Source organism: Parafrankia elaeagni, assembly GCF_000374165.1.
In the GTDB taxonomy this organism is placed as follows: Bacteria; Actinomycetota; Actinomycetes; order Frankiales; family Frankiaceae; genus Parafrankia; species Parafrankia elaeagni.
In genome coordinates this window covers 1-26,775 of the sequence record NZ_KB893750.1, presented here as the reverse complement: position 1 = coordinate 26,775, position 26,775 = coordinate 1, and the positions used below count along the sequence as shown (strand labels likewise).

At 72.3% G+C, this 26,775-nt stretch carries 21 protein-coding genes and 1 riboswitch; of the genes, 8 read left to right on the top strand and 13 right to left on the bottom strand.

Going from position 1 to position 26,775, the window contains the following annotated elements:
• Nucleotides 1-8 precede the first annotated feature (8 nt).
• The gene (locus tag B207_RS0123410; protein ID WP_018639034.1) at nt 9-458 is read left to right on the top strand and encodes a YbaB/EbfC family nucleoid-associated protein; all 450 of its coding nucleotides are present in this window, start codon (nt 9-11) and stop codon (nt 456-458) included.
• Between the two features lie 13 nt (nt 459-471).
• Nucleotides 472-1,071, top strand: a complete 600-nt coding sequence (gene recR, locus B207_RS0123405) for a recombination mediator RecR (protein ID WP_018639033.1) — start codon at nt 472-474, stop codon at nt 1,069-1,071.
• Nucleotides 1,072-1,103: 32 nt separating this feature from the next.
• Here the strand turns inward: recR and B207_RS0123400 are convergent, their stop codons facing one another.
• The gene (locus B207_RS0123400) at nt 1,104-1,691 is read right to left on the bottom strand and encodes a hypothetical protein (protein WP_035741969.1); all 588 of its coding nucleotides are present in this window, start codon (nt 1,689-1,691) and stop codon (nt 1,104-1,106) included.
• Nucleotides 1,692-2,231: 540 nt separating this feature from the next.
• Here B207_RS0123400 and B207_RS0123395 point away from each other — a divergent pair.
• On the top strand, nt 2,232-2,684 hold the full coding sequence (locus B207_RS0123395; RefSeq protein ID WP_018639031.1) for a hypothetical protein: 453 nt from the start codon (nt 2,232-2,234) through the stop codon (nt 2,682-2,684).
• Here the strand turns inward: B207_RS0123395 and B207_RS0123390 are convergent.
• Nucleotides 2,676-5,777 (bottom strand): AfsR/SARP family transcriptional regulator, encoded by a 3,102-nt coding sequence (locus tag B207_RS0123390; protein WP_018639030.1) that lies wholly within the window; start codon nt 5,775-5,777, stop codon nt 2,676-2,678. The genes B207_RS0123395 and B207_RS0123390 overlap by 9 nt on opposite strands.
• Nucleotides 5,778-6,035: 258 nt before the next feature.
• Between B207_RS0123390 and B207_RS0123385 the strand changes: the two genes are divergently transcribed.
• The gene (locus B207_RS0123385; protein WP_018639029.1) at nt 6,036-7,253 is read left to right on the top strand and encodes a class I SAM-dependent methyltransferase; all 1,218 of its coding nucleotides are present in this window, start codon (nt 6,036-6,038) and stop codon (nt 7,251-7,253) included.
• A gap of 40 nt (nt 7,254-7,293) precedes the next feature.
• Here B207_RS0123385 and B207_RS0123380 read toward each other — a convergent pair whose 3' ends face one another.
• A complete protein-coding gene (locus B207_RS0123380) occupies nt 7,294-8,325 on the bottom strand; it encodes a zinc-dependent alcohol dehydrogenase family protein (RefSeq protein ID WP_026311366.1) in 1,032 nt (343 codons plus the stop codon).
• 215 nt (nt 8,326-8,540) lie between these two features.
• Nucleotides 8,541-9,125 carry a TerD family protein gene (locus tag B207_RS0123375; RefSeq protein WP_018639027.1) on the bottom strand — a complete coding sequence of 195 codons (585 nt, stop codon included), beginning with the start codon at nt 9,123-9,125 and terminating at the stop codon, nt 8,541-8,543.
• Nucleotides 9,126-9,395: 270 nt separating this feature from the next.
• Here B207_RS0123375 and B207_RS0123370 point away from each other — a divergent pair, with 270 nt between their 5' ends.
• Together B207_RS0123370 and B207_RS0123365 are read left to right on the top strand one after the other, a co-directional pair.
• Nucleotides 9,396-10,664, top strand: coding sequence for an aspartate kinase (locus tag B207_RS0123370; RefSeq protein WP_018639026.1), 1,269 nt, complete (start codon nt 9,396-9,398; stop codon nt 10,662-10,664).
• A gap of 68 nt (nt 10,665-10,732) precedes the next feature.
• Nucleotides 10,733-11,794, top strand: coding sequence for an aspartate-semialdehyde dehydrogenase (locus B207_RS0123365; protein WP_018639025.1), 1,062 nt, complete (start codon nt 10,733-10,735; stop codon nt 11,792-11,794).
• Between the two features lie 605 nt (nt 11,795-12,399).
• Here the strand turns inward: B207_RS0123365 and B207_RS0123360 are convergent.
• The 6 genes from B207_RS0123360 to B207_RS0123330 form a co-directional block, all read right to left on the bottom strand.
• On the bottom strand, nt 12,400-12,603 hold the full coding sequence (locus B207_RS0123360) for a cold-shock protein (RefSeq protein ID WP_006540798.1): 204 nt from the start codon (nt 12,601-12,603) through the stop codon (nt 12,400-12,402).
• 313 nt (nt 12,604-12,916) lie between these two features.
• Nucleotides 12,917-13,966, bottom strand: coding sequence for an aldo/keto reductase (locus B207_RS0123355; protein WP_018639024.1), 1,050 nt, complete (start codon nt 13,964-13,966; stop codon nt 12,917-12,919).
• A gap of 286 nt (nt 13,967-14,252) precedes the next feature.
• Nucleotides 14,253-15,785, bottom strand: a complete 1,533-nt coding sequence (locus B207_RS0123345; protein ID WP_018639022.1) for a CYTH and CHAD domain-containing protein — start codon at nt 15,783-15,785, stop codon at nt 14,253-14,255.
• A 144-nt stretch (nt 15,786-15,929) separates the two neighbouring features.
• Nucleotides 15,930-16,700, bottom strand: coding sequence for a CPBP family intramembrane glutamic endopeptidase (locus B207_RS0123340; protein WP_230205196.1), 771 nt, complete (start codon nt 16,698-16,700; stop codon nt 15,930-15,932).
• Between the two features lie 314 nt (nt 16,701-17,014).
• On the bottom strand, nt 17,015-18,025 hold the full coding sequence (locus B207_RS0123335; RefSeq protein ID WP_018639020.1) for a cytochrome d ubiquinol oxidase subunit II: 1,011 nt from the start codon (nt 18,023-18,025) through the stop codon (nt 17,015-17,017).
• Complete coding sequence (locus tag B207_RS0123330; protein ID WP_084692303.1) at nt 18,022-19,575, bottom strand: cytochrome ubiquinol oxidase subunit I; 1,554 nt, start codon at nt 19,573-19,575, stop codon at nt 18,022-18,024. The genes B207_RS0123335 and B207_RS0123330 overlap by 4 nt, the downstream gene beginning before the upstream one ends.
• A 175-nt stretch (nt 19,576-19,750) precedes the next feature.
• On the opposite strand from B207_RS0123330, the gene B207_RS37210 reads away from it, so the two are divergent.
• Nucleotides 19,751-20,308 (top strand): BlaI/MecI/CopY family transcriptional regulator, encoded by a 558-nt coding sequence (locus tag B207_RS37210; protein ID WP_018639018.1) that lies wholly within the window; start codon nt 19,751-19,753, stop codon nt 20,306-20,308.
• Between the two features lie 168 nt (nt 20,309-20,476).
• The gene (locus B207_RS0123315) at nt 20,477-21,643 is read left to right on the top strand and encodes a M56 family metallopeptidase (protein WP_018639016.1); all 1,167 of its coding nucleotides are present in this window, start codon (nt 20,477-20,479) and stop codon (nt 21,641-21,643) included.
• A gap of 27 nt (nt 21,644-21,670) precedes the next feature.
• On the opposite strand, the gene B207_RS0123310 is transcribed toward B207_RS0123315, so the two are convergent.
• From B207_RS0123310 to B207_RS0123300, 3 genes are all read right to left on the bottom strand, one after another.
• Nucleotides 21,671-23,323 carry an MFS transporter gene (locus tag B207_RS0123310; protein WP_018639015.1) on the bottom strand — a complete coding sequence of 551 codons (1,653 nt, stop codon included), beginning with the start codon at nt 23,321-23,323 and terminating at the stop codon, nt 21,671-21,673.
• A gap of 212 nt (nt 23,324-23,535) precedes the next feature.
• Nucleotides 23,536-25,659 carry a serine/threonine protein kinase gene (locus tag B207_RS40065; protein ID WP_456095353.1) on the bottom strand — a complete coding sequence of 708 codons (2,124 nt, stop codon included), beginning with the start codon at nt 25,657-25,659 and terminating at the stop codon, nt 23,536-23,538.
• Between the two features lie 458 nt (nt 25,660-26,117).
• The gene (locus B207_RS0123300) at nt 26,118-26,495 is read right to left on the bottom strand and encodes a transglycosylase family protein (protein ID WP_018639014.1); all 378 of its coding nucleotides are present in this window, start codon (nt 26,493-26,495) and stop codon (nt 26,118-26,120) included.
• A 13-nt stretch (nt 26,496-26,508) separates the two neighbouring features.
• Nucleotides 26,509-26,710, bottom strand: a riboswitch (cyclic di-AMP (ydaO/yuaA leader).
• Nucleotides 26,711-26,775 lie beyond the last annotated feature (65 nt).

Genomic DNA, 26,775 nt, shown 5'->3' with positions numbered 1-26,775 from the left:
TCACGGTCATGTCGAACCCACAGATCCCCGCCGGGGGCGGGGCCAACCTGGGGCACATTCTCGAGCAGGCGCAGCGGATGCAGGCCGCGCTGTTCAACGCCCAGCAGGAACTGGCCGAGACCCGTGTCACCGGCTCGGCCGGCGGTGAGCTCGTCGTCGCGACCGTGAACGGCGGCGGCGAGCTGGTCGATCTCGTGATCGAGCCGGCGGCGGTGGATCCGGACGACACCGAGACCCTCGCCGACCTCGTCCTCGCCGCGGTGCGGGACGCCACCACCAACGCGCACCGGCTCGCGGCCGAGAAGATGAGCGCAGCCACCGGCGGCCTCGGCGGCGCGCTGGGTGGGCTCGGCGGGCTGGGTGGGCTCGGCGGCGGTCTCGGTGCCGGAGCGCCGGCGCCCGGTGCCCTGCCCGGTGGGGGCACGCTGGGCGGCCTGGGTATTCCCGGGCTCGGCTGAGTCAGCCGCCGCCGTGTACGAAGGCGTCGTCCAGGACGTGATCGACGAGCTGGGCCAGCTTCCCGGCATCGGGCCGAAGAGCGCGCAGCGCATTGCGTTCCATCTGCTCGCGGCGGACCCGGCCGACGTCCGCCGGCTGGTCCACGCGCTGAACGAGCTCAAGGAGAAGGTCCGGTTCTGCCGGACCTGCTTCAACGTGGCCCAGTCCGAGCTGTGCCGGATCTGTACGGATCCGCGTCGTGATCCGGCGGCCATCTGTGTCGTCGAGGAGTCGAAGGACGTCGTCGCGATCGAGCGGACCCGCGAGTTCCGCGGCAGATACCACGTGCTCGGCGGAGCGATCAACCCGATCGGTGGCGTGGGGCCGGATGACCTGCACATCCGCGAGCTGGTGGCCCGGCTCGCGGACGGGGTCGTCACCGAGATCATCCTTGCTACGGACCCGAACACGGAGGGTGAGGTCACGGCGTCCTATCTGGCACGCCAGATCGCGCCGATGGGTCTCACGGTCACCCGGCTCGCGAGCGGGCTGCCCATGGGCGGCGACCTCGAGTGGGCCGACGAGGTGACGCTCGGTCGCGCCTTCGAGGGCCGCCGGGTCGTCAGCGCCTGACTGCCTGACCGCGGGGCCCGCCGACCCCGCGGTCAGAAGCCCAGGATGGGCGCGTAGGCGGAGCTCGGGATGGACGCGAGCGTCAGCAGCACGATGCTGACGTCCAGCGGGTCGGCTGCCGAGCCGAACTCGGCGTGCAGACCTCGTGTCGCGTAGACCACGGTGTCGGCGTCCCGCATCACCCGCACGCCGAACATGTCCGTCGCCCGCACCCACCAGACCCGCCCGCCCGCCCGGATCCGGATCTGCCGCGCGTCACGACGCAGCCCGGTCGTGATCCGGGCCAGCCGCCCGGACGGAAGCCTCGGCTGGTCCAGGTAGCCGACGATGTCGCCGCCCGGCCCATGGACGACTATCCGCGCCGGGCTGCCGGGGGGGCCTGGCTCGACGAGGCTGGCCTCGGCGGAGATCTCCTGGTCCCAGGGATGCAGATCAGCGGCCCAGACCCGCTCGCCGCGCAGGATCCGCTTACCCAGGGTGCCGCCGTCGGGATGCCCGCGCGGCAGCAGGCCGCCGATCACCGGGCCGGCGCCCTCCAGACGCCAGGCCACCGAGACGATCGCACCCGCCGGCGTGCCCGGGAAATCCGCTGGTGTGACCACCGAGGCGTTCACCCTCATGTTCGACACCCGCCTAGCCATCCCGACCGGGCACGACCGGACGAGCGGACAGTGCCGCGCAGGCCTGACCATAGAATGGAGTGCAGACGCCGGTGCACGTACTCCTGCTGCTGCACGTGCCGGTGCCAGTGAACACGCGTCCGCGAGGGACGGCTGTCACGCTTCACCTTCCAACCCCCAGGGCCCGGTATCCGCCCAGGTAGTCAGCTTATTCAGGTCGATGTGTCACACCCCGTCGACGGAGGCGAGCCGGCGCCGTCCGCAGGTTCGGCCTCCGGCACTGCGCCACTGCGCTATGCATACAGATGCTACGTGGTGCGCCGACTGTCCGGAGTCCTATGGGCACACATTCCCCGGCCGAGGTCCGGCCAGGGCACAACGGATCGACATCCAGCCACGAACGGACATCGGCGACGACCACCTCCCGAACGGGTGGGCGCACCCCGGTGCGGCTGACTCCCGGCCGAGGGACAGGGTGGAACCATGCCTGGTGGTCCAGGCCAGGACCGATCTCGATCACCTGAGCAGGAGCCGTCCTTCATGATCATCAGTTCCCATGTCGGCGCCGGGGCGTTTGTCGGCATGGCCGCGCGGAAACCGGGACCGGCGCTGGCTCTCGGCTTCCTCTCCCACCTCGTCATGGACGCGATGCCGCACTGGGGCACCGGGCCCGGCACCGAACCCGAATGGCTGCCGATCGCCCGCAGGGACGGCGTCGCCGGCCTCGCGGAGATGGCGCTGCTCACCGCGGTGGCCCCGGCTGACCGCCGGGTAGGCGTTTTCGCCGGGATGGTCGGCGCCTGCCTGCCGGACACCGACAAGGTCGGCCGCTACTTCGTCGGGTCGAGTCCCTGGCCGGCCCGCTTCGACCGGTTCCACGAGGCGATCCAGAACGAGGCCCGGCACCGCCTGCCACGGGAGGTCGCGACCGCGGCGGCGCTCACGGTCGCGGGCGCGCTCACCCTGCGTCTGCTGGCCGCGCGCTCACACTGAGCGGCTCTCCGGGCGGCCCGAACCGGCCGGTCGCGAGGCGCCGGCGACCTGCGCGAGGTCGTCCAGGGCCATCGCCGCGGCCGCGTCCGGGCTCAGGCCCGTCCCACGTGCCCGCTCCCGCGCGGCGGCCTCGGATCCGAGAACCTCGTCGACCCAGCCGCTCACGGCCGACAGCATCGCAGCCTCCGCACCGAAGCTGGGCTTGCTTGCCCGTGCCGTCACGGCGCCGAGCAGCCAGGCCGCCGACCGCGGCCGGTCCAGGCGCTGGAAGAGCACAACGAGGTTACGCAACGTGGTCAACAGGTGGGTGAGGGCGTGCTGTTCGCGCCAGTCCCGCAGCACCTGCGCGAACGCCTCGACCGCCTCGACCGGATCCGCGCAGCGCGCCCGGACGGACACCGCCGAGACCCGGGCGACCCCGCCCAGGAAGGCGTTGCCGGCCCCGTCGGCCAGGGCGATCGCACGGTCCAGCAGCCCCAGGCAGCGGGCCGGGTCGCGGTCGAGGATGAGCTCGGCCTCGCCGTAGGCCAGCCAGCCGAGGTCGGACGGGGCCAGCGGTCCCTCCGGAGACTGGGTGCTCACGGCACGTCCGGCCTCGGCGTTCCCGGCGTACGCGTGGGCGATCATGATGTTGAGCAGTCCGGCGACCTCGGTGTGACGGTCGCCGCAGGACCGGGAGGCCGCTACCAGCTCCCAGCCGTGGTCCACCGCCTCACCGATCCGGCCCCGGTACGAGGCGATGTCGCTGAGCAGTTCGAGGGCGAACCGGCGTTCCGGGGCGTCGCCTGCGATCAGCCGGCCGCGCTGGGCGCACGCCTCGGCTGTCTCCAGATCGCCGGCGCTGACGTACCAGGCCGCGGCGGTCGCCAGCACGGTCGACAGCGCACCGGCGGCGACCCCGGGGGCCAGGCCCGCCGTCAGATCGGCGACCAGGCCCGCCAGGCTGTGCACCTGGGCGCCGGTCGGCGGGTGCAGCCCGAATGCCCGGACCAGCTCGACGGCGGCGGCCAGCGGCTCGATCCGCAGCCGCGACATCGCGAACACGTGCAGGGCTGCCGCGATGTCGATCGCCAGCGGCGGGTCGTTCGCCAGCGCCCAGCTCTGGGCCGCCCGGGCCTCGGCGAGCAGGGCGACCATCCGTTGGTGGCCCTCGGCCTCGGACGGCGTCCGCAGGAGCAGGTCGGCAGCGCGCAGCTCGGCGAGGATGTGCCGCGCATGCGCCGTGAACAGCTCGTCGTCCGCCCCTCCGAGCTGGCGCCGCGCATAGTCGCGGATGATGTCCAGTAACGAGTAGCGGGTCGGGCTGGTGGACGGATCCGCGGCCACCAGCGAGCGCGCGACCAGCGCGTCGAGCAGGTCCAGGGCCGCGGTCTCGCTCAGCCCGGCGAGCCTGGCGACGTCCGTGGCGACAACCGGGCCGGCGAACACGCCCATCGTCCGCAGCATTGCCCGGTGCGGCTGGTCCAGCATCGAGGCCGACCAGCCCACGACGTCGGTGAGGGTGCGGTGCCGAGCCGCGCCGCCACGGCGACTGTCCCGGAGCAGGCCGAGATGGCTGTCGAGACGATCAGCGAGGTCGGGCAGCGACATCGCGGCGCTGCGCGCCGCCGCCATCTCGATGCCGAGCGGCAGGCCGTCCAACCGACGGACGATGCGCTCGGCCGCCGCCCGGTCCGCCTCCCACGCCGTTGCCTCCCGCGCCGTTGCCGCCAGCCCCGCTGCCGGCCGCACTGGCGCGGGCCGGGCCGCTGCGGGCCGGGCCGCGTTGACGCGGTCCCAGAACAGGGCGAGCGCGGGTGCCTCGGGCCCGTCGACCCGCAGCGGGCGCACCGGCCAGCAGTGCTCGCCGTCGACGCCGAGCAGCTCACGGCTCGTGGCCAGGACCCGCACACCGCTGCCGCCCTCGACCAGCGCGGCCGCGACGGCCGCCGCCTCGGCGACGACGTGCTCACAGTTGTCCAGGATCACCAGCGCGTCGAGGTCCGCGACGGCCTCGAGCGCGGCGGCGACGTCGCCATCCGTCCCGCGTCCCCCGAACCCGTCGGCGACCACGGCGGCGACGGCGCCCGGATCACTGACGGTCGCCAGCTCGATCAGGTGGACGCCGTGCGCGAACCGCTCGGCGAGGCCGTCGGCGAGATGCAGCGCCAGCCGGGTCTTACCGACCCCGCCCGGCCCGAACAGCGTGACGAGGCGCGCCGAACCCAGCAGGTCGCTCACCGCGGCCAGATCAGCCGCCCTCCCCCACAGGGACGTGACGGGCCGGCGTTGCCGCCGCACCCGCGGCACCCGCGGCACCCGCGGCGGCAACGCCGGGGACTCGGCCGGGGCCGGGGCCGCCTCCCGCGACGCCGGGGCGCGGCCGCTCCCCGCGGCGAGCGCCGTGGCCTGCGCGGCGCGCAGCGCGGGGCCCGGCTCCAGGCCCGCAACGGCCAGGGCCTCGTGCGCCCGGCGGTAGGCGGCAGCCGCGTCGGCCGCGCGCCCCGCCCGGCACAGCGCCTCCACCAGCGTCACCCAGGCCGACTCGCGCCACGGGAGTTCGGCGAGCACCTCCTCCGCGGCGCCCACCGCGTCGGCGGGATACCCGGCCTGCAGCAGCAGCGCGGCCCGGGACTCACGCGCCGCGTCCCGGGCCTCGGCGAGGCGCACCGCGACGGGTCGCAGCACCGGGTCGTCGGTCAGCTCGCCGAAGGCGGGGCCCCGCCAGAGTGCGAGGGCATCGTCCAGGACGGCGAGCTGCTCCGCGGCGTCAGGCAGCTCGCGGGAGAGCCTGACCAGTCGGTCGAACACCGCGATGTCGATCTGCTCCGGGGCAAGATGCAAGGACCAGCCGCCGGGACGGGTCGGCAGCGCGTCCCCGAGAACGCGCCGCAGCCGCGAGATGTACGAACGCAGCGTCGCATCCGCGGATGGTGGCGGGCACTCCCCCCACACCGCGTCGACCAGCCGCGACGGGGGGACCACGTCCCCCGGGCGGGAGCCCAGGACGGCAAGCAGCAGCCGCTGCGTCGGGCTGCCGATGACGATCGTTCTCCCGGCGCCGTCCACGACGTCCACCGGGCCCAGCAGGCGCACGCGCACGCAACCGATCATAGGAGCCACACGCGGCAACAACTCGTCACACGCCGGACACACATGCCCAGGCGCGATGCGCGCCATACCGCCGCTCCCCGCACCGCCGGCGCGCGATCCCCGCGCAACCGGGAAGGCATCGAGCATGCAAGCCGACCGCAGCGCTGCTGCAACCTCCGTCCGCACCCTGGTTGACAGGACGAGAGCGACAGGACGAGAGCACGCAGGTGGCGCTCAGCGACATCGGCGGATCTCGCGGACCGAGGGAGACGATTGACCATGACAGTCAGCACCGACCCGGCGGCGGGCAGCCCCGCCACGGCCACCGACACCGACACCGACACCGAGACCGGGGCCGGGGCCGGGGCCGGCATGACAGTTGCGGACTTCGCACAGCGGGTCTTCGACGCCGTGCTCGGAGCGCAGGAGGTCCAGGCGCTCTACCTGGGCGACAGGCTCGGCTACTACACCGCCCTCGCCGCCGGCGGACCGCTCACCTCCACCGAGCTGGCGGCGGCGACCGGCAGCTCGGAGCGGTACGCCCGCGAGTGGCTCGAGCACCAGGCCGTCTGCGGATACCTCACGGTGCAGGCGCCGGCAACCGACCAGGCCGGTGACTCGGACTCGGACTCGGGCACCGGCACCGGCGGCGCGGGCGCGCTGTCCCGCCGCTACCTGCTGCCCAGCGGCCACGCGGAGGTGCTCACCGACGTCGACAGCCTGAACTACCTGGCACCGCTCGCGCGGTTCGTCGCCGGCGCGGGCCGGCAGCTCGGCGAGATCGTCACGGCCTACCGGACCGGCGGCGGAGTCAGCTGGGAGCACTTCGGCGCGGATGCCCGGGAGGCCCAGGCCGCGATGAACCGCCCGATGTTCCTCTCCGCACTGTGCCAGGAGCTGCTGCCAGGAGCCCCCGAGGTGCACGCCGTGCTGACCGCCGGGGCCAGGGTCGCGGACATCGGCTGCGGCGCGGGCTGGTCCGCTGTCGCCATCGCCCGCGGCTACCCGGGCGTGACGGTGGACGGGTTCGACCCGGACACCGTCGCGATCCGTCTCGCCGAGCGCAACGCCGCCAGCTTCGGGGTGGCTGACCGGGTGACCTTCTCCGACATCGACGCCGCCGACCTCGCGGACGGCGACGGCGCTGGCAGCTACGACCTCGTCTTCGCCTTCGAGTGCGTCCACGACATGCCGGACCCGGTCGCGGTGCTCGACGCGGCCCGCCGCCTGCTCACCGAAGGCGGCAGCGTGATCGTCATGGACGAGCGGTGCGCCGAGACCTTCCAGGCGCCCGGCAGCGAGCTGGAGCGGCTGCTCTACGGCTACTCGCTGACCGGATGCCTGCCGGACGGCATGTCCCGGCAGCCGTCGGTCGGAACCGGCACGGTGATGCGCCCGTCGACCCTGGCCGGGTACGCCGAACTGGCCGGGTTCAGCGCCACCTCGACACTGCCAGTCGAGCACGACTTCTTCCGCTTCTATCGCCTCGTCCCCTGACCGCCCCTCGCCCCCTGACCGCCCCACCCGCCAGGGGAGCTCAGCCGTCGTCGGGGAACAGGACGGCTGCGCCGTTGACGCGGTCCCGGGCCAGGTCATCGAGTGCCCGGTCCGCCTGCGCCAGCGAGTACGGGGTCACGGTGACCGCCAGCCGGTGCCGGGCGGCGACGGCCAGGAACTCCTGGCCGTCGGCCCGGGTGTTGGCTGTCGTGCTGCGCACCGTCCGTTCCTGGAACAGGTGACGCCGGTAGTTCAGGGGCGGGATGTCGGTCAGGTGGATCCCGGCGATCGACAGCGTCCCGCCGCGGTCCAGCGCCGCCAGCGCGGCCGGGACGAGATCGCCGACGGGAGCGAACAGGACGGCGGCGTCGAGCGGCTCGGGCGGGCTGTCGTAGGCGCCGGTCACCGAGGCGGCGCCGAGCTCGAGGGCGAGCTGCCGGGCCCGCTCGGAGCGGGTCATGACGTGGACGATCGCGCCCTGGGCGAGCGCCACCTGGGCCGCGAGGTGGGCGGACGCGCCGAACCCGTAGATACCGAGCCGGCCGCCGGGCGGCAGATCCGCCCGCAGCAGCGCCCGGTAACCGACGATGCCCGCGCACAGCAGCGGGGCGAGCTCACCGTCGCTGTACCCGGCCGGCAGCGGGTAGGCGTAGGTGGCATCAACGACGGCGTACTGCGCGTAGCCTCCGTCGACGTCCCAGCCGGTGTAGACCGACGCGGGGCAGAGGTTCTCGGCCCCGCGGCGGCAGTAGGCGCACGTCCCGTCGGTGCCGGCGAGCCAGGCGATGCCGAGCCGGTCACCCAGCCGCACCGCGGGCTGCGCCCCACCGGCCCTCGTCGACGGGGCCGGGCCGATCGCGTCGACGTAGCCGACGACCTCATGGCCGGGCACCGTGTGCGGGCGGCGCGGGGCGAGATCGCCCTCAGCGAGGTGCAGATCCGTCCGGCACACGCCGCACGCGGCCACCTTCAGCCGGACCTGGCCGGGCCCGGGTTCGGGCACCGGGCGATCCACCGCTCGCAGCGGGCCCGAGGCCATCGGCCCCGGGATGGCCACCTGCCAGACCAACATCGATCACTCACCCCCGTGCGCCGGGCCCCGGGCAGGGACCCACGGCAACGCCAGGCCGGCCCGGTCGTCCCCGACCGGACGCCCGAGCGCCCAGCGACCTGTACGGGCGCCCGGGACATCCGGGCGCCCCGAGGCCGGGCGATCCGCAGATCCCGCGAGCCCGTGGGCCCGTGGGCCCGTGGGATCCGGGGATCAGGAAGGTGCGGAACCGGCTGTCAGACGTTCACGCCGTGGTCGCGGGCGAGGCCGCTGAGGTCGTTGTGCCCCTGGCCGACGGCGCGGAACTTCCAGTCCGCCCCGTTGCGGTAGACCTCACCGAAGATCACGACCGTTTCGACGGAGTAGTCCTCGGAGAGGTCGTAGCGGACGAGCTCGGCGCCGGCCTGGTCCACCACGCGGATGTAGGCGTTGCGCACCTGGCCGAAGTTCTGGGCCCGGTTCGCCGCGTCGTAGATCGACACCGGAACGACGATCTTGTCGATCTCGGCCGGGACCAGCCCCAGGTCGATGTTGATGGACTCGTCGTCGCCCTCGCCGGCACCGGTGGTGTTGTCGCCGGTGAGCGAGATGGCGCCCTCCGGGCTCTTCATGTTGTTGAAGAAGATGAAATGCCCGTCGGACAGCACCTTCCCGTCACTCTTGACGCCGATGGCGGAGGCGTCGAGGTCGAAGTCGGTGCCGGTCGTGGTCCGGGCGTCCCACCCGAGCCCGACGGTGAGCGCGGTCAGCGCTCCGGTTCCCGCCTCGGCGGCCTGCTTCGTGAGGCTGACGTTGCCGCCCTTGGCAAGGCTGATCGCCATGACGAATGTCCTTCCTGAAGGATCCCTCTACACCGACGATCCTCCACGGTGAGGACCATCGGGCCAACACGGTCACTTCTCGTGCCACCCTTGCACACGAACGTGAACCCGGCGGGCAGGCGGTCGGTCGGATGACACACGTGCCACCCCGGGGTACGGCGCGAGAATGGCCCGCGGTCCGGGCAGCAGGTGGCCCGGGGGACGACCAGGGACCGTTGTCACGGTTCGCAACCGCGCGGAAGTGTCGTCGGTCTCGGTAATCTGGCACCCATGGCGCTCCTGGTCGCGAAGTTCGGCGGATCCTCGGTCGCGGACGCTGATCGCATCAAGCGGGTGGCCGAACGGATGGTGGAGACGCGCCGGGCCGGCAACGACGTGGTCGTCGTCGTCAGCGCGATGGGTGACACCACCGACGATCTGCTCGACCTCGCCGAGCAGGTGAGCCCGCTCCCGCCGGCCCGTGAGCTGGACATGCTGCTCACCGCCGGCGAGCGGATCTCGATGGCCCTGCTCGCGATGGCGATCACCAAGCTGGGCGCCGAGGCGCGCTCCTTCACCGGCTCCCAGGCCGGCGTGATCACCGACTCGGTGCACGGCAGGGCCCGCATCATCGACGTCACCCCGGGCCGCATCCGCACCGCGCTGGACGAGGGCGCCATCGCCATCGTCGCCGGTTTCCAGGGTGTCAGCCAGGACACGAAGGACATCACCACGCTGGGGCGGGGCGGTTCCGACACCACCGCCGTGGCGCTCGCCGCCGCGCTGGAGGCCGACGTCTGCGAGATCTACACCGACGTGGACGGCGTGTACAGCGCCGATCCGCGCATCGTCCCGGACGCCCGCCGCATCGACCGCATCTCCTACGAGGAGATGCTGGAGATGGCGGCCTGCGGGGCGAAGGTCCTCATGCTGCGGTGCGTCGAGTACGCCCGCCGGTACAGCGTCCCCGTGCACGTCCGCTCCTCGTTCTCGTCGAAGCCGGGCACGTGGGTCATCGAGACTCCGGAGGCACAGCTCGTGGAACAGGCCATCATCCGTGGTGTCGCGCACGACCTGAGCGAGGCGAAGGTGACCGTCGTGGGCTGCCCGGACAAGCCGGGTGTGGCCGCCGCGGTGTTCCGCGCCGTCGCCGACGCCGACGTCAACCTCGACATGATCGTCCAGGTCGGCTCGGTGGCCGGTTCCGGGCGGACGGACATCTCCTTCACCCTGCCGAAGACCCAGGGGAAGACCGCGCTCGCCGCGCTGGAGAAGGTCCACAGCCAGATCGGCTTCGACCGCACCCTCTACGACGACCACATCGGCAAGCTGTCACTGATCGGCGCCGGGATGAAGTCGCATCCAGGTGTGTCCGCCCGGTTCTTCGGGTCTCTCGCCGACGCCGGCGTCAACGTCGAGATCATCTCGACGTCCGAGATCCGGATCTCGGTGGTCGTGCGTGACACGGACCTGCCGGTGGCGGTCCGCGCCGTCCATGCCGCCTTCGAACTTGGCGACCCGGACGAGAGCGCCGTCGTGTACGCCGGCACGGGCCGCTGAGCGGGTCCGCACCGCAGGGCACGCAGAACTACTGGCAGGGCACGCAGGACGAGTACCGGAGGCAGGACATGAGCGACATCCCCCAGCGCCCCACGCTGGCCGTGGTGGGAGCGACCGGGGCGGTGGGCACGGTGATGCTCGCGCTGCTGACCGAACGCCCGGACGTGTGGGGCGAGATCCGGCTGGTGGCCTCCGCCCGTTCGGCCGGCCGCACGCTGCGCGTGCGCGGCGAGGACGTGCCGGTCCGGGCGCTGGTCCCGGAGGTGTTCGACGGTGTCGACATCGCCGTCTTCGACGTCCCGGACGAGGTGTCCGCGCAGTGGGCTCCGGTCGCCGCCGCGCGGGGCGCGGTCGCGGTGGACAACTCCGGTGCCTTCCGCATGGACCCGGACGTGCCCCTCGTCGTCCCGGAGGTGAACGCCGACGCGGTCGCTGACCGGCCGCGCGGCATCATCGCGAACCCGAACTGCACGACGCTGTCGATGATCGTGGCGGTCGGCGCGCTGCACCGGGCCTTCGGCCTGGAGTCGCTCGTCGCCACGTCCTACCAGGCGGCGAGCGGCGCCGGGCAGTCCGGCATCGACACGCTCTACGACCAGCTGCGGCTGGTCGGCGGCACCCGGGAGCTGGGGCAGACCGCCGGTGACGTGCGCAAGGCCGTCGGGGAGGAAGGCCTCGGGCCGTTCCCGGCCCCGCTGGCGCTGAACGTGGTGCCGTGGGCCGGCTCCCTGAAGGACGGCGGCTGGTCCTCCGAGGAGCTCAAGATCCGCAACGAGTCGCGGAAGATCCTCGGGCTGCCCGGCCTGCGGGTCTCCGCGACCTGCGTGCGGGTTCCGGTGGTCACCACGCACGCGGTGGCGGTGCACGCGTGGTTCGGCCAGCCGGTCACCGCCGGGCAGGCGCGGGAGGTGCTGGCGTCGGCGCCGGGGGTGGCGGTGCTGGATGATCCGTCCGCGGGCGAGTTCCCGACCCCGGCGGATGTGGTGGGCACGGACCCGACCTGGGTCGGGCGTATCCGGCAGTCGCCGGACGATCCGCACGAGATCGCTCTGTTCGTCTGTGGGGACAACCTGCGCAAGGGCGCGGCGCTCAACACCCTGCAGATCGCCGAGTTCCTCGCCGGCGGCTGAGTCCCGGGGATGGGGCAGGCACAGGGACAGGGCGGACAGCTGCCCTGTCCCGCACGGCGGGGCCCCGCGCCGGTCACGGCGCCGGCCGCGGTACGAGGCAAATCAGAGCATGCGACTGCCGCCGGCCGACCAGGTGATAGCCCTGCACTCAGGTGATAGCGATGCGCTGACCGGACCATGAACAGCCGTTAACCACGGAACAGCCGTTAACCACGTACGGCCCAAGCGCATTCCAGGCATCAGCTTTTACGGATCCGGGCAATCAGAGAGATGCTTGGAGCGGATCAACAAAAGCACGCACCTACCCGGGAACGAAGCCCACCCACCATTCATCGGAGGGCGGGTCTCATCCAAATCCTGTGACCGGATCAGCCCGGATCATGTTAGCGGAACATGTTCGTTCCACCGACGCGATCACCGAGACAGATCACGAGCCAGCACGTTCCGGTGAACACCCGGCCTGCCACACAGAAGACGCAGGCAGGACAGCACCGGACAGATCCAGACAGATCACGGGCGCACAGCCTGTGAAAAGCGGACAGCCCGCCCCCCGGAGTGATCCGACGAACGGGCTGCCCAACTCTGGTTCTACTGCTACTCGTGGCTCAGACGACGCGGACGGCGTCGGCCTGCGGGCCCTTCTGGCCCTGGGTCACCTGGAACTCGACCCGCTGGCCCTCCTCGAGTGCCTTGTAGCCGTCCATCACGATTGCGCTGTAGTGGACGAAGACGTCAGACCCGCCGCCGTCCACGGAGATGAAGCCGAAGCCCTTCTCCGAGTTGAACCATTTCACCGTGCCCTGAGCCACGTGCCGTTCTCCCTGCTGGTGCAGTCAGGACCCGCACCGCGCGGGCCCCGGGCCTAACCGCGTCGGCGATGCGATTCGCCGCCGCGTTGTTCCGCTGTGTCTCGGTTGAGCCACGAACCGACGAACACCGGCCACGCCTGACGCTACACGGATGCGGCCCCGGACGGGAGTCCTCCAGCAGAAGAAGTCCACTTCACGGCTCGGCATTGCGAACGTCCACTGCGTCGCCCCGGTGTCTCACAGTCCACCGTGCCGAAGCCGAGCGGCCAGTTGAACGCTACTTCGCCGCTGCCGAAGTAACACCCCTCGTGTCTCACACAAGGGCACTACCGGGCAGGGCCGGGCTCTGCCGCGCCGGACCCGCCCCGGCGCCGAAACGCTCGATCGCAGCCGCAATCTCGTCAAGATCGACGGCAGTGAGGGTCACCCCACCGGCCGCCGGCAGCCAGGCGTCGATCTGGTCGGGGCGACGAGCCCCGACGATGGCGGCGGTCACTCCGTCGAAGGACAACGTCCAGGCCACCGCGACCGCGGCGACGGTCGTGTCGTGCCGCGCCGCGACCGGACGGAGCGCCTCGACCAGGGCCAGGTTCCGGTCCAGCGCGGGCGGGTTGAACTCGGCGGCTTCCCGGCGCCAGTCACCCGCCGGCAGCGAGGCGGTCCGCTCGGGCGTCCACCGGCCGCTCAGCAGCCCCGACTGCATCGGGCTGTAGACGATCACCCCGATGTCGCGCAGCGCGCAGTACGGCAGCAGGTCGGCCGCGGCCTGCCGGTTGACGAGCGAGAACGGCGGCTGCAGGACGTCGGCGCCGCCCACCGTGGCCGCCTCCTCCAGCTGGCTCACCGAAAGGTTCGACACACCCACCGCCCGGATCTTGCCGGCGGCCCGGAGCTCGTGGAGGGTGCCCACGGCGTCCGCGACCGACGCTCCGTCCTCCGGCGGCCAGTGAAGCTGGTAGAGGTCGATGCGCTCGACCCGCAGCCGTCGCAGCGAGGCGTCCGCCTCGGCGCGGATCGAGTCCGGTGCACCGACCCGGGCCGGTCGGCGGGAGGGGTCGTTCACGTCCCAGGCGAGGCCGCACTTCGTGAAGACGTACGGGCGCTCGGCCGCAGGCAGATCCGCCAGCGCCCGGCCGACCAGCTCCTCGGAGTGGCCGAGGCCGTAGACCGCGGCGGTGTCGATCCAGTTGACCCCGGCCCGCACCGCCGCCCGGATCGCCTCGACGGCCTCGACGTCGTCCTGGGGGCCCCAGCCGAACGCCCAGTCAGCCCCGCCGATGGCCCAGGCACCGAATCCGGCCCGGGTGACGTACATGTCAGTCCGGCCGAGCCGGGTGGTGGGGAGAGCTTCGGGAGCGGTCATCGGGCATCTCCTCGTCGACGAGGGCACCGCGCACTGATGACACGGCACTCATGACACGGGCACGCACGGGCACGCACGGCCGAGGACGCTCGCGCGCCGAGGGTCTTCCCGGCGCGGTACGCACACGACGCTACATAATGATCAAGAATCGAGCTTGCCCTGCGACACCGCATGCCCGACATCCCGTACACGGGGTGATGCGGTCGGCAGTTTCAGCGGCTCGGCCGTCCGGACGGAGGCTCGGCCGTCCGGACCAGCGACTCGGTCAGCCGAACCAGCGACTCGGTCAGCCGAACCAGCGGCGGTGGCGGCGCGCGGAGGCGGCCGGCCACAGGTCGAAGAAGTCCCGTTCCGCGGTGCGTGCCCGGTGCTCCTCCAGCCCGTACAGCACACCGAGGGTGAAGGCCGACGACTCGCCCGCCACCTGCGCCCGCACACCCCAGTCCTGCAGCAGGTCGCGAGCGATCGTCGCGTCCTGATGGGTGCCGAGCAGCTCCTGCATCTCCTCCGCCAGCCGGGCGAACGCGGCCGCCGACGCGCCGTAGACCGGGCCGACCGCCTCGGCCGCGTAGCGCAGCCGCTTCGCCTGCTTGCGGGCGGAGTGCAGCAGCTCGTCCCGCTCGGTGCCGACGGGCAGCGCGGCGGCCCGGGACACCTTGCGGCTCAGCCGGCGGTCGGCCTCGCGCAGCAGGCCGGGCAGGACCTTCTCCGCGGGCTTGCGCGCCTTCCCCACCAGCGGGCTGTTGACGAGCGCGAGCAGGTCCCGCACGAGCGTCAGGTACCGCTCGCTGCGCAGCATCGCGAGGGCCTGCTCCCGCGCGGCGGTCTGGTCGGCGGCGAGATGCCCGCTGATCACCGCCGTGACGTCCCCGCGGACCAGGTCGGCGGGGACCGCGTCGAGCCGCTCGGCGAAATAGGCGATCTGGACCTCGGCGTCGCGCGCGGCGGACAGTGCTCCGGCCAGGTCCCGCAGCTCCCCGTCGAGGTGACCGACGAGATCGGCCGGGAAGAAGGGCGCGAAGGTCCGCAGCGTGCTGCGGGTGCGGCGGCAGGCGACCCGCATGCGGTGAACGGCGTCCGGAGCGTCCAGACGGACCCGCGGGTCGGTCGCCAGCAGCGCCTCGACCTGCGCGATGAGATAGGCGCGGATGACGGTGCCGGCCGGAGTGCGCCGGCGCAGCTTCCGGGGGGGCGCCGGGACGTCCGGACCGGCCGCCGCGTCGAGGGCGGGGCCGAGCACCTGCGCCAGTTTGGACGACGAGGCGGACCGGTCCGCGCCGGCGGACAGCAGCACCTGCTCGACATCGTCGAGCAGGCCGGGAGCGCCGCTGCCGAGCTCGACCTCGATCTCGCGCCATTTCTGGGCGGCCATCGTGGAGCCCATCGTGGTGGCGGAGACCTGGTCGTCGACGACCTCGGCCAGGTCGGCGCCGGCTGCGTCACGCAGGCGACGGGCCGTGCGCAGCGTGACCACGCGGGCGACAGGGCGCAGCTCGGCACCGCGAAGGTGCACGGTGACGAGGTCGGTGAGCTCCTCCGGCACCGGGCCGGCGCCGCCCAGCGGCCGCTGGATCTCGTCGCGGGCTCCGGGGGCGACCGGCAGTTTGAGGTGCCAGCCGGCGTCGGCCCCGCCGGTGCGCCGGCGCAGCGTGATGCGGTTGCGGGCCAGCCGCAGGTCGTCGGTGTCGTAGTAGACGGCTTCGAGCGTGACGGCCCGGCGGGTGCGCGCCGTGGCTACTCCGGGCACATCCGCCAGCCGGGGGAGAACGAACCCCGGGTCCACTGAGTACTTGCGCTCGATCTCGCGAACTGAACCCATGCCAGCCCCTTCCCCATATGGGACACGCCCTCGTTCGCCGGTCGCCAGGCAGGCCCGGGGACTGGGGACACAACAGAGGAGCACCATCAACACACGACAGAGCGATCCTTGTTTGCCTATTGTTAACCTAACGCCGGCAGCACATTACCGCGGAACCGGTATCCACGAGACCTTTCCGGCCAATGTCACATATCCGACGAACGCCACCACGTCAATGAGTGTGTGAGCGATCACCAGTGGTAGCACCCGGCCGGTGCGCTGGAAGATCCGCCCGAACAGCAGGCCCATCAGCACGTTGCCGGCGAACCCGCCGAGCCCCTGGTACAGGTGGTAGGAGCCGCGCAGCAGCGCGCTGGCGAGCAGGGCCCGGTTGGCGCCCCATCCCAGCTCGCGCAGGCGCACCAGCAGATAGCCGGCGACCACCACCTCCTCCGCCAGGCCGTTCTCGGCCGCCGAGGCGATCAGCACCGGGATCCGCCACCAGACGTCCGGCAGGTTCGACGGGGCGACCGTGAGGTTCGCGCCGCTGTGCCAGGCGAGCAGATAGAAGGCCAGCCCGGTCCCGCCGACGGCCGCGGCCAGCGCCGCGCCCCAGGTGGTGTCCGCGCGCGGGCGCCGCCGGTCCAGCCCGATGGCACCCGCGCCGCCGCCATGCCTGCCCAGCAGGTGGACGACAAGGAACACCGGCACGAGCGCGGTGGCGATCGAGGCGACCTGCAGGGCGAGATCCAGCCAGGGGCGACCGGGCGCGGCGGACGGGTTCAGCCGCGCGACCTGTGACCGCACCGACTGGTCGGCGGTGAGCACACCGACATAGCGGATCAGTGCGAACAGGCCGGACGCCCCGAACGAGACGCCCAGAACCAGCAGCACCTCGTTGCGCAGCAACCGGCGACCGGGCGCCCCGGCAGGCAGCCCTCCCGGCGAACCGCCCGATGAACCGCCTGGTGAACCGCCCGGTGAACCGCCCGGTGAACCGCCCGGCAGTTCGCCGGACAGTGCGCCCGGCGGGCCGCCGCGGGCATCGGACGGCGGCTCACGCCCGTCCGTCGCCGGTACGGCGGCGCTGTCCGCCTGGCTGCTCCCGGAACCGGCCCTCGTCACCCGTCGAAGGTAGTCGTGCCAGGACGGGTCGCACCGGACACAGGCGAAGGCCCGGGAGACCGCCCCGGTGGTGCGGACGGCTCCCGGGCCGGTATGGCTGCCCGGCCCTCGGCGGGCCGGCGGGGTCAGGACCTGGCTTCGGCTTCCGCCTCGGGCTCCGGGTTCGCGAACAGCCGGAACAGCATCCACAGCGACGGCACCAGCACGACCAGCCCGCAGCAGACCGCGATCAGCATCGCGACGATGTTGGCTTCCGGCGCAGCGGCCGAGTCGACCGTGGCCCGGCCCACGACGAGGTCGGGGTACTGCGCGGCAGCCCATCCCCACAGCACTCCGGCGACGGCGATCCCCGCTGTCACCCGCGCGACCGTGAAGCGGTGCTGCCACAGCGCCACCAGCGAGGTCACCCCGCCGATGGCCGAGAGGACGACGAACGGCACCGAACGGTCCGCGAACCGATCGGCGACCACCGGCGCCTCGGACCACAGCAGCGGCAGCAGCACCGCCGCGAGCAGTCCGCAGGCCACGGCGCTGCCGAGCGCACGCCGGCGCATCCCCGGCACCAGGTGTTCCGTCTCCGGGCTGGCGGCCGCGTCGCGGCACAGGTAGACGGCGGCGAGGAACGCCGTTGCGGCGAGCGCGAAGACACCGCAGACGATCCCGAAAGCGCTGGTCACCGGGGTCAGCGGCGCGCCCTCGGCGACGTCGCCGGTGGCCAGCGCGGCACCGGCGACCCCCAGCGCGACCGGTGTGATCGCGGACGAGACGGCGAAGACATGGCCCCACCAGTGGTCCGGCCCGGCGGCGCCGGAGCCGTAGGCCCGGTAGACGTAGGCGGCCCCGCGCAGCACGATGCCCGCCAGCGCGCAGATCAGCGGGATCTCCAGCGTGGAGCCGACGATCCCGAAGGCCTCCGGGAAGCCGCTGAACATCATCACCACGACGAAGATCAGCCAGACGTGGTTGGCCTCCCAGATCGGCCCGAGCGCGGCGGAGACCAGCCGGCGCTGGTCGGCGGCGTCGCGGCCGCGGGCCAGCAGGTCCCAGACGCCGCCGCCGAAGTCCGCGCCCCCGGTGAGGGCGTAGGCGGTCAGTCCGAGCACCATCACGACGGCGAGCAGGTCGGCGGCGGTCATCGGGTGTCCTCCTCGCGTCCGGACGGGTCGGTCCCGGTCCCGGTGCCGTTCCCGCTCCCGTCACCCGCGGCGGCGGAGGCGGGCAGGTTCGGCGCCGACTGGTCGGGCGCGGGGCGGGCGGCCGGGATGTCCGGCGCCCGTGTGGCCTCGCCGACGGACCCACCGAGTTCCGGTCCACCGGTCGCCATCCGGCGCAGGATGAGGATCAGGGCGGTCGCGAGGCCCAGGTAGAGCAGCACCGTGCCGGTGAAGATCGCCGGCATGCCCGAGCTGGTGGTCACCGCCTCGTCCACCCGCATCCGGCCGTAGACGATCCAGGGCTGGCGGCCGCCCTCGGTGACCTCCCAGCCGGCCATCATCGCCAGCACGGACGCCGGTCCCGACGCGGCGGCGGCCCACAGCCACGGTCTCCCGGTGGGCACCAGCGGTCGTTGCCCTCGCCGTCGGCGGAGCAGGACGACGAACCCGACGGCGGCCGACAGCGCGATCAGGGCCATGCCGAGCCCGACCATCACGTTGAAGGCCAGGTGCACCAGCAGCGCGTTCGGCCGTTCCTCCGGTGGGACGGCGGCCAGGCCGATGATCTCCTTGTCGGCGCTGAAGCCCTGCATCAGCGACAGCAGGTTGGGGATCTCGATGCCGTGCCGGACCTCGCCGGTCTGCTCGTCGTAGATCCCGCCGAGGGTCAGCGGGGCGTGGGTCGTGGTGTGACCGAGGCCCTCCATCGCCGCGAGCTTGATCGGCTGCTCGTTGCCGACCACGCGGGCGGCCCAGTCGCCGACGATCAGCTGCAGGGGGGCACAGACGAGCAGGACGGTCAGACCGATGCGCAGTCCGCGCTGGTGATACGCGTCGCGCCGGCCACGCAGCATGCCGACCGCGTACACCCCCGCGACGATTCCGCCGGTGCACATCATCGCAGCCAGCAGCATGTGGATGAGCTGGTGCGGCGCGGTCGCGGCCAGGAACGGGGCGAACGGCTCCGCCGAAACGACCTTGCCATCGACCTCTGTGACGTGACCAGGGGTGTTCATCCAGGCGTTGGCCGTGATGATGAAGAGGGTCGAGAACGTGCCGGCGATGGCGATCGGCCACAGCGTGAGCCAGTGCGCGCGTGGCGAGAGACGCTTCCAGCCGTAGAGGTACATGCCGATGAAGATCGCCTCGGTGAAGAACGCGAAGCCCTCCAGCGTGAACGACAGTCCCAGCACACCGCCGTACCGGGCCATGAAGGCCGGCCACAGCAGCCCGAACTCGAAGGACAGGGCCGTCCCGGAGACGGCGCCGACGGCGAACAGGACCGCGAAGGCCCGTGCCCACTTGCGGGTCAGCGCCAGCCAGACCGGGTCCCGGGTACGCACCCACCGCCCCTCGACGTACAGGAGCAGCCACGGCATCCCGACACCGAACACCGCGAAGCAGATGTGGAACGCCAGGGAGATGGCGGTCTGCCCACGGGCCAGGCCGGTGGACGTCGCGCTGGCCGGGTTCAGGTCTCCGGTCTGCGCGAGCGCCGCGACGTGGGAGAGCACTTCGGCGGCTTGGACCATCTGGACCTCCTCCACCGTGGGCGGCAGCACGCCCGTCGCGTTCTTCTACATTACGTAGAACATTCTACGTTGCGTAGAAGATTTTTCCTTGTGAGATCGAACGACCGGACCATGAGATCGATCGACCTCACCGAACTTGCGGGCAAGAACTTCTACGCGGCGTAGGATCGTTGTCATGGCACGCCTGGGTGACCTGGAACGGTCTGTCATGGACGTCCTGTGGTCCGCGGACGACTGGCTGACCGCGCGCGACGTGGCGGCCCGGCTCGACCATGAGCGCGACCTCGCCTACACCACCGTTCTGACAGTGCTGGAGCGCCTGGAGCGCAAGGGCTTCGTCCGGCGCCAGCGGGCCGCACGCGCCCACCGCTACGCCGCCACGGACAGCCGCGAGACCGTCGTCGCCGAGGCGATGCTGGAAGCGCTCGGCACCGCCGACGACCGGGGCTCCGCACTGGTCCGTTTCGTCGGCTCGGTGTCCGCGGAGGAGGCCGAGATCCTGCGCCGCGCGCTGGAGCCGGCCGGGGTGGACGCCACCGACCCACAGGCCACCGACCCACAGGTCATCGGCCTGCACTCCACCGGCGGCCACACCGACGAGGCCAGCGCTCCGGGCACCGATGCCTCGGTCACCGCAGCCCCACCGGCCACCGCAGCCCACGGCGGCTCGGCCGCGGCAGCCGCTGACGACAGCACCGGCGCACCGGGCGACGACCCCGCCACCGCACCGTGACCTTCGGCCCCGGCCACACGACCACCGTCAGGGGGCTACCGGACGTCACCGACGTCACCCTGCGCGGGGGCCTGAAGGCCCGGGCCAGCAGGTTCGGTCTACCGGCCCCCGCGCGCCGTCCGCCAGCACCGCCGCCGCGGGCGCCCGAGCGGTAGCGTCTGGCGGGACATGACGACCGCGGTCCTTCTCGCCCTGTTCGCGTGCGCGCTGGCCTGGCCAGTCCCACGCCTGCTGGCCTCCGCCCGATGGCCGTACCGGTGCCCGCGGGCCGCCATCGTGCTGTGGCAGGCGGTCGGGCTCGCCGGCGGGGTGTCCGCTCTTCTCGCCGCGATCGCGTTCACCGTGGCACCGCTGTCCCAGGGCATTCCGTCCGCGGTCGCCGACCATGCGGCCAACCTCGCGGCCGGTGAGCCCCTCGTCGGGCTGGGCCGGACGAACCTCCTCGGCCTCGCCATCGCCGCCGCGCTGGCAGCCCGCCTGTTCGGCGTGCTGTGCGTCTCGACAGCCGCCACCCTGCGCGACCGGCACCGGCACCGGCATCTCGTCGACCTCGCCGGCCACCGCCACCGCCGCCACGGCACCAGGCCCACTCCCCGAGACCGCGCCGGTGAGGACGACCAGCCGGCCGAGGGATGCCGGCTGTGCGAACACCGGGAGCGGACCGGCGCCCGGCTGCGGATTCTCGACCACCCGCTCGCCGTCGCCTACTGCGTGCCCGGCGTGCGCCACGCGCGGGTCGTCGTCTCCGAAGGGCTGCTGCGGACGCTGACCCCGGAGGAGCTGGACGCCGTCCTCGCCCATGAGGAGGCGCATGTGAACGGGCGTCATGACCTGGTCATCCAGCCGTTCGTCGCCTGGGAGCGCACCTTCCCCTTCCTGCGCCCGGCCCGGGAGGCGACGGCCGCGGTGTCACTGCTCGTCGAGATGCTCGCGGACGACGCCGCCGCCCGGCGCACCAGCGGGCGGACACTGGCCCGCGCACTCGCCCGGCTCGGGGTCACCCGCGCCCCTGTCCCGTCCGGTGCCCTCGGGGTGACCGGGCCGCGCCCCGTCCCCGGCTCGCCGGCGACGCTGGGGGTGATCGGAGGCGCCAGTCGCCTCGTCGCCACGATGATCGCCATCGCGGGTGACCGGCCCGGCGCGGCACGCTCCGGCGGTGCGAAACCCGGCGGATCACGACCCGACACAGCCCGGCCCGAGCCGGTGCGGACTCCGGTCGTCGCGCGGATCTCCCGCCTCCTCGACCCGCCCGAGGTGCCGATCTGGCTGCCCGGCTCCGCCTACCTCGGCGCCGCGGCGGTCTTCCTCACCCCTGCCGTGCTCCTCCTCGTCTGAGAGGATCACCCTGACGCCCCGGCGGCGTCACCTCGGGCGCCCAGCCCGCGGCGGTCCGTCCGGCACGGCATCGCGGCCGGCCTGCGCAACCCCGGCCGAGGGGATCCCGGCTGACGCAACCCCGGCTGAGGGGATCCCGGCTGACGCAACCCCGGCTGAGGGGATCCCGGCTGAGGGGACGACACCGGCAGCGGACCCGGCAGCGGCGGCGGGGGCAGCACCGCCCCGCCCGGAGCGAGGCGCCGTCGTGAGGCCCAGGACGAGAGCGGCCGCGCAGGCAGCGACGACCACCCACCGGCCCGCCGCGCCAGTGGAATCGATCATGGTCACCGGCCCTCCCCCGGCCGGGCCACTCACTGTCCCCTCCCCCGCGCCCGCGGCGCCCGCGGTGGCGACCATGGCCGCGCCCGTCGTCGCCGCAGCCGTCACGGCAGCGACCGAACCGATCAGCGCGACACCCAGCGACTGGCCCACCTGACGGCTGGTCGAGGCCACCGCCGCGGCGACCCCCGCCTGCTCCACCGGCATCCCGGAGACGGCCGTGTTCGTGATCGGCGCGTTCACCAGCCCGAAGCCCGTCCCGAACAGGATGTAGGCGACGACGAGCACACCGGTCGAGGTTCCGGCGTCGAACACGGTCATCACCAGGCTGCCGGCTGTGAGCCCGACCCCGGCGGCGAGCAGGGACGGCCGCGGGCCGAACCGCGCCACCGCCCGTCCGGACAGGGGCGCGCCGACGATGATGGCCACGGCCATCGGCAGGGTCACAAGACCCGCGTGCAACGGCGAGTAGCCGCGGACATCCTGCAGGTAGATCGTGTTGAGGAGCAGCGCCCCGCCGAGGGCGCCGAACACGCAGACCGCCGTGGCCGTCGCGCCCGAGAACGACGGGACGCGGAAGAGGCGGACGTCCAGCAACGGCTCGGCCCGGCGGGACTCGTAGCGCACCAGCAGCACTGTGGCGATACCGGCGACCGAGAACAGAACCAGGGTGCGGGCCGACGTCCAGCCCGCCTCGGGAGCCGCGATGAGCGAGTAGGTCAGCGTGGCGAGCGCCGTGATCACCAGCAGCTGGCCGACGGGGTCGAGCCGACGCGGCCGCGCGGCCCTCGACTCGGGGACGAACAGCCGCGCCAGCACCAGCGCGAGCAGGCCGAACGGGATGTTGATCCAGAAGATCGCGCGCCAGTTCACCCACTCGACCAGAACCCCGCCCAGCACCGGGCCCAACGCCATGCTGATGCCGACCACCGCACCCCACACACCGATGGCCCGCGCGCGCTCGCGAGGATCGGTGAACGTGTTGGTAATGATCGACATCGCCACCGGATTGAGCATCGAACCGCCGACGGCCTGGACCATGCGGAAGGCCACCAGCCAGCCGAGCCCGGGCGCGAGGCTGCACAGCAGGGAGCCCACTGTGAACAGCACCAGCCCGGTCTGGAACACCTTCCGGCGGCCGAGCCTGTCCCCCGCGGAACCGGCGAGCATGAGCAGGCTGGCCAGGACGATGGTGTAGCTGTCGATGCTCCACTGCAGCCCGGCCGGTGACGCGTCGAAGTCACGCCGCAGCGAGGGCAGCGCGATGTTCACGATCGTGATGTCGAGCCCGACGATGAGCAGGCTCATCGAGCAGATCGCCAGCACGGCGAACTTGCGGCGCATGGTCAGTTCGGCCATCCGGACCACCTCCCGGGCTGACTGCAGCTGTGCGCCTCTGCGCCGCCGGCCTGACGGCCGACCCGCGGACAGTCAGGGCCAAGACCAGACCCGGAGTCGTCCAACTATTTAGCATAGAGCAACTAACAGCTTTATGCGTAGATCGCCGGGCTCGACCACTCGGCCACTCGACCACTCGGTCACTCGGCCGTGCGGTCACTCGGCCGGCCCGACTACGACCCGGGGGCGATGCTCCGGGCGGGCCCGCCGATACGAATCCAGTCGGTGCCGGACCCGGAGTACAGGTACACGCCCTGCTGGTCGGGCGTGAGGGAGTACAAACGGTCCGCCGTCACCACGAACTGCGCACCAGGNCCACCCACCAACTCCCAGTGCGTCGACGTTCCCGTATACCGGTAAAGATCACCCGAACCCGGACTCGTCGAGAACAAACCATAACCCCCGCCGTACAACGTCCCCCCGGGCCCACCGATCTGAACCCAGTTCGTACCCGACCCGGAATACATGTACACACCCTGCCGATCCGGCGTAAGCGAGTACAAACGGTCCGNCGTCACCACGAACTGCGCACCAGGNCCACCCACCAACTCCCAGTGCGTCGACGTTCCCGTATACCGGTAAAGATCACCCGAACCCGGACTCGTCGAGAACAAACCATAACCCCCGCCGTACAACGTCCCCCCGGGCCCACCGATCTGAACCCAGTTCGTACCCGACCCGGAATACATGTACACACCCTGCCGATCCGGCGTAAGCGAGTACAAACGGTCCCTCGTCACCACGAACTGCGCGCCGGGACCGCCGATGACCTCCCATCTCCCGGCCGCGCCGAGATAGCGCGAGATGTCACCGCTTTCCCGGCTGGTCGCGAAGAGGCCGTAGCCCCCGCCGTAGAGCTTTCCGGTGGGCCCACCAATCGGAATCCAGTCCGCGCCCGATCCCGAGTACATCTCGATGCCGGTCTGGTTGGGCGCCAGCCGGTACACACTGCCGCGCGAGGTCGTGGGGCGTGCCTGCTGCTGTGCTGGCGGGCCGGACGCCGCCGCCTGGACCGACGGCGGCGCGGTGGACAGCTCGAGGCCGGGCGGCACCGAAGCACCGGGCGGCAGGTCGCTTCCCGGCAGCACGGCGCCTGGCGCGGAACCGGCCAGGGGTGGTCCTGGCTGCGCGGCACCCTGCGCCGCCTCCGCCACGGCGGCCGGGAGCACCCCTGGCTCGTCGTCGCCTCCGGCCGGGCTATCGACTGGTCCGCCCTTCAGTGCCAGCACAAGCACGACCGCAGCGGCGGCCAGAGCCGCAAACGCCGCCGCCACCAGGGGGCCGAGAAAGCGGGACGCACCCCGCCGGCCCTGGCGGTCGGACCGTGTCGGAGTCGGCGAATCCGCGCCCTGAGCCCGCTCCACCGGCCCGGCGGCCGCGGGGACTGCGAGGACTGCGGGAACTGCTGCTGCAGCAGCGGCTGCGGCTGCGGCTGCCTGGTCGGCGGGTTCAGCGGATTCCACGCCTTCAGCGGCTCCGGATCGCTCTGACGGAGCAATGACATAGCGGGTCAGGTCAGCGAGGATGGTTGGGGGCAGCCAGCTTTCACCGATGCGGAGCCTTTCGTCGGTGGAGACTTCCTGGCACAGCCTGATCAGCTCGGCGGGAGTGGGCCGGGCCGCCGGATCCTTCTCCAGGCAGACTTCCAGAATGCCGCGGAGCTGCCCCGGGCAGCGATCCCAGTCGGGTTGCTCGTGCACGATGCGGTGGAAGACGGCGACGTCCGCACCGAACGGCAGTTCCCCGGTGGCCGCGTAGTAGGCGGTTGCACCGAGGGAGAAGACGTCCCCGGCGCTGTCCACGGCCTTCCCGCGGATCTGCTCGGGTGCCATGAAGGCGGGCGTGCCGACCGGTTCACCCGTTCTGGTCAGCGGCACCGAGGAGGCCTCGACAGCGCGCGAGATACCGAAATCGATGACGCGGGGGCCGTCGGCGGCGAGGATGACATTCCCCGGTTTCAGGTCCCGGTGGATCACGCCGACGACATGAATGGATGCCAGCGCCTCGGCGACTCCGGCGACGAGTACCAGGACGCTCTCCGCCGGCAGCGCGCCCTGCCGGGCGACGGCCACGGCCAGCGAGGGCGCGGCGACATAGGCGGTCGCCATCCATGGGCGCGGGGCGTGCGCGTCGCAGTCGACGACCGGTGCCGTGTACAGGCCCTGGACGCGTTGCGCGATCGCCACTTCCTTCTCGAAACGACGCCGGAACTCGGGGTCGGAGGCGTACTCCGGCCGGGCGACCTTGAACGCGACCGGCCGCCCGCCTGGGGTGTAGGACAGGTACACCGCGCCCATCCCGCCCGCACCGATGCGGGCCCGGAGACGATAACCGCTGATCTCACGCGGATCCTCTGGCGTGAGGGGGCTGAACACGGCGTCCAGGACCGGGCCCGAGCCACCAGGCGTTCCAGGGGTGCCGGGCGTTCCAGGGGTGCCAGCCGGCGTCCCGCTCATCGTCTCCCTCAGGGTCGGGATCAGCACAGATGCCCGGGCAGCTCGCGCGACAGCCCCCGACATCGGTCATTCAGCCCAAGCCGTGACCAACCCTGACTATATGCATCATTGCGCGCACAGGCCGCGAGGGTCGCGCCCGGCGCGAGAGCGGGGCCCACCCGGAGCCACGTCAGATACGCAGCACACGTCTGGCGAGCCCATCCCCACGACCCCAGGTCTGTCAGACCCGCCGAAACGCCGGTGTGCCCGGACGTCATCGGACGTCCGGGCACACCGGCGTGTTACGGGGACCGCTGGGCTCAGACCTTGTGGCCCCAGCAGCCCTGCGAGCTGTACCACGGGCTGGTGCCCTGCTGGGCGTAGAGGATGTGCGCGCGCTTCCACTGCTCGGCCACGCTCGCGTTCTGCGGCAGGCCCTTCCCGCCGACGGAGTGCCAGGTGCTCGGGAGGAACTGGAACAGCCCGCCCGCACCGATCGAGTTGACCACACGGGGGTTACCCCCGGACTCACATGGAACGACAGCGCTCAGGAAGTGATGCGCGTTCGGCCGGGCGGCGGCACTGGCCGGCTGGGACATCGCGATTCCGCCACCGATCGTCGCGGCCAGCACCGGGGCGACCAGCAGAGCGCGGCCACGGCGGATCGAACGACGGTTCTTACGGGCACCCGAAGTCATAACGGACAAAATGAATGTCCTTCCCCACGCCTACGAAGTTAGCTGTCGGGTTCGGGCTGGGAATCGCCCGGCCGCACACACGTATCCGCGCCACAAAGCGCTGACGGCTTCACCCCGAGGACGTCCGGAAAGAACGCCCGGGAACACTGGGTCCCCCGCTCCCACCCTCAGATCTGGTGTGCGCCGGGCGGGGCGGGATTCGGCGTGCCACCCGGCGTGTACTCCCCAGGTCGGAAGCACGGCAACGACGTTACACGCCACCGGCAAACATTCTCCAAGC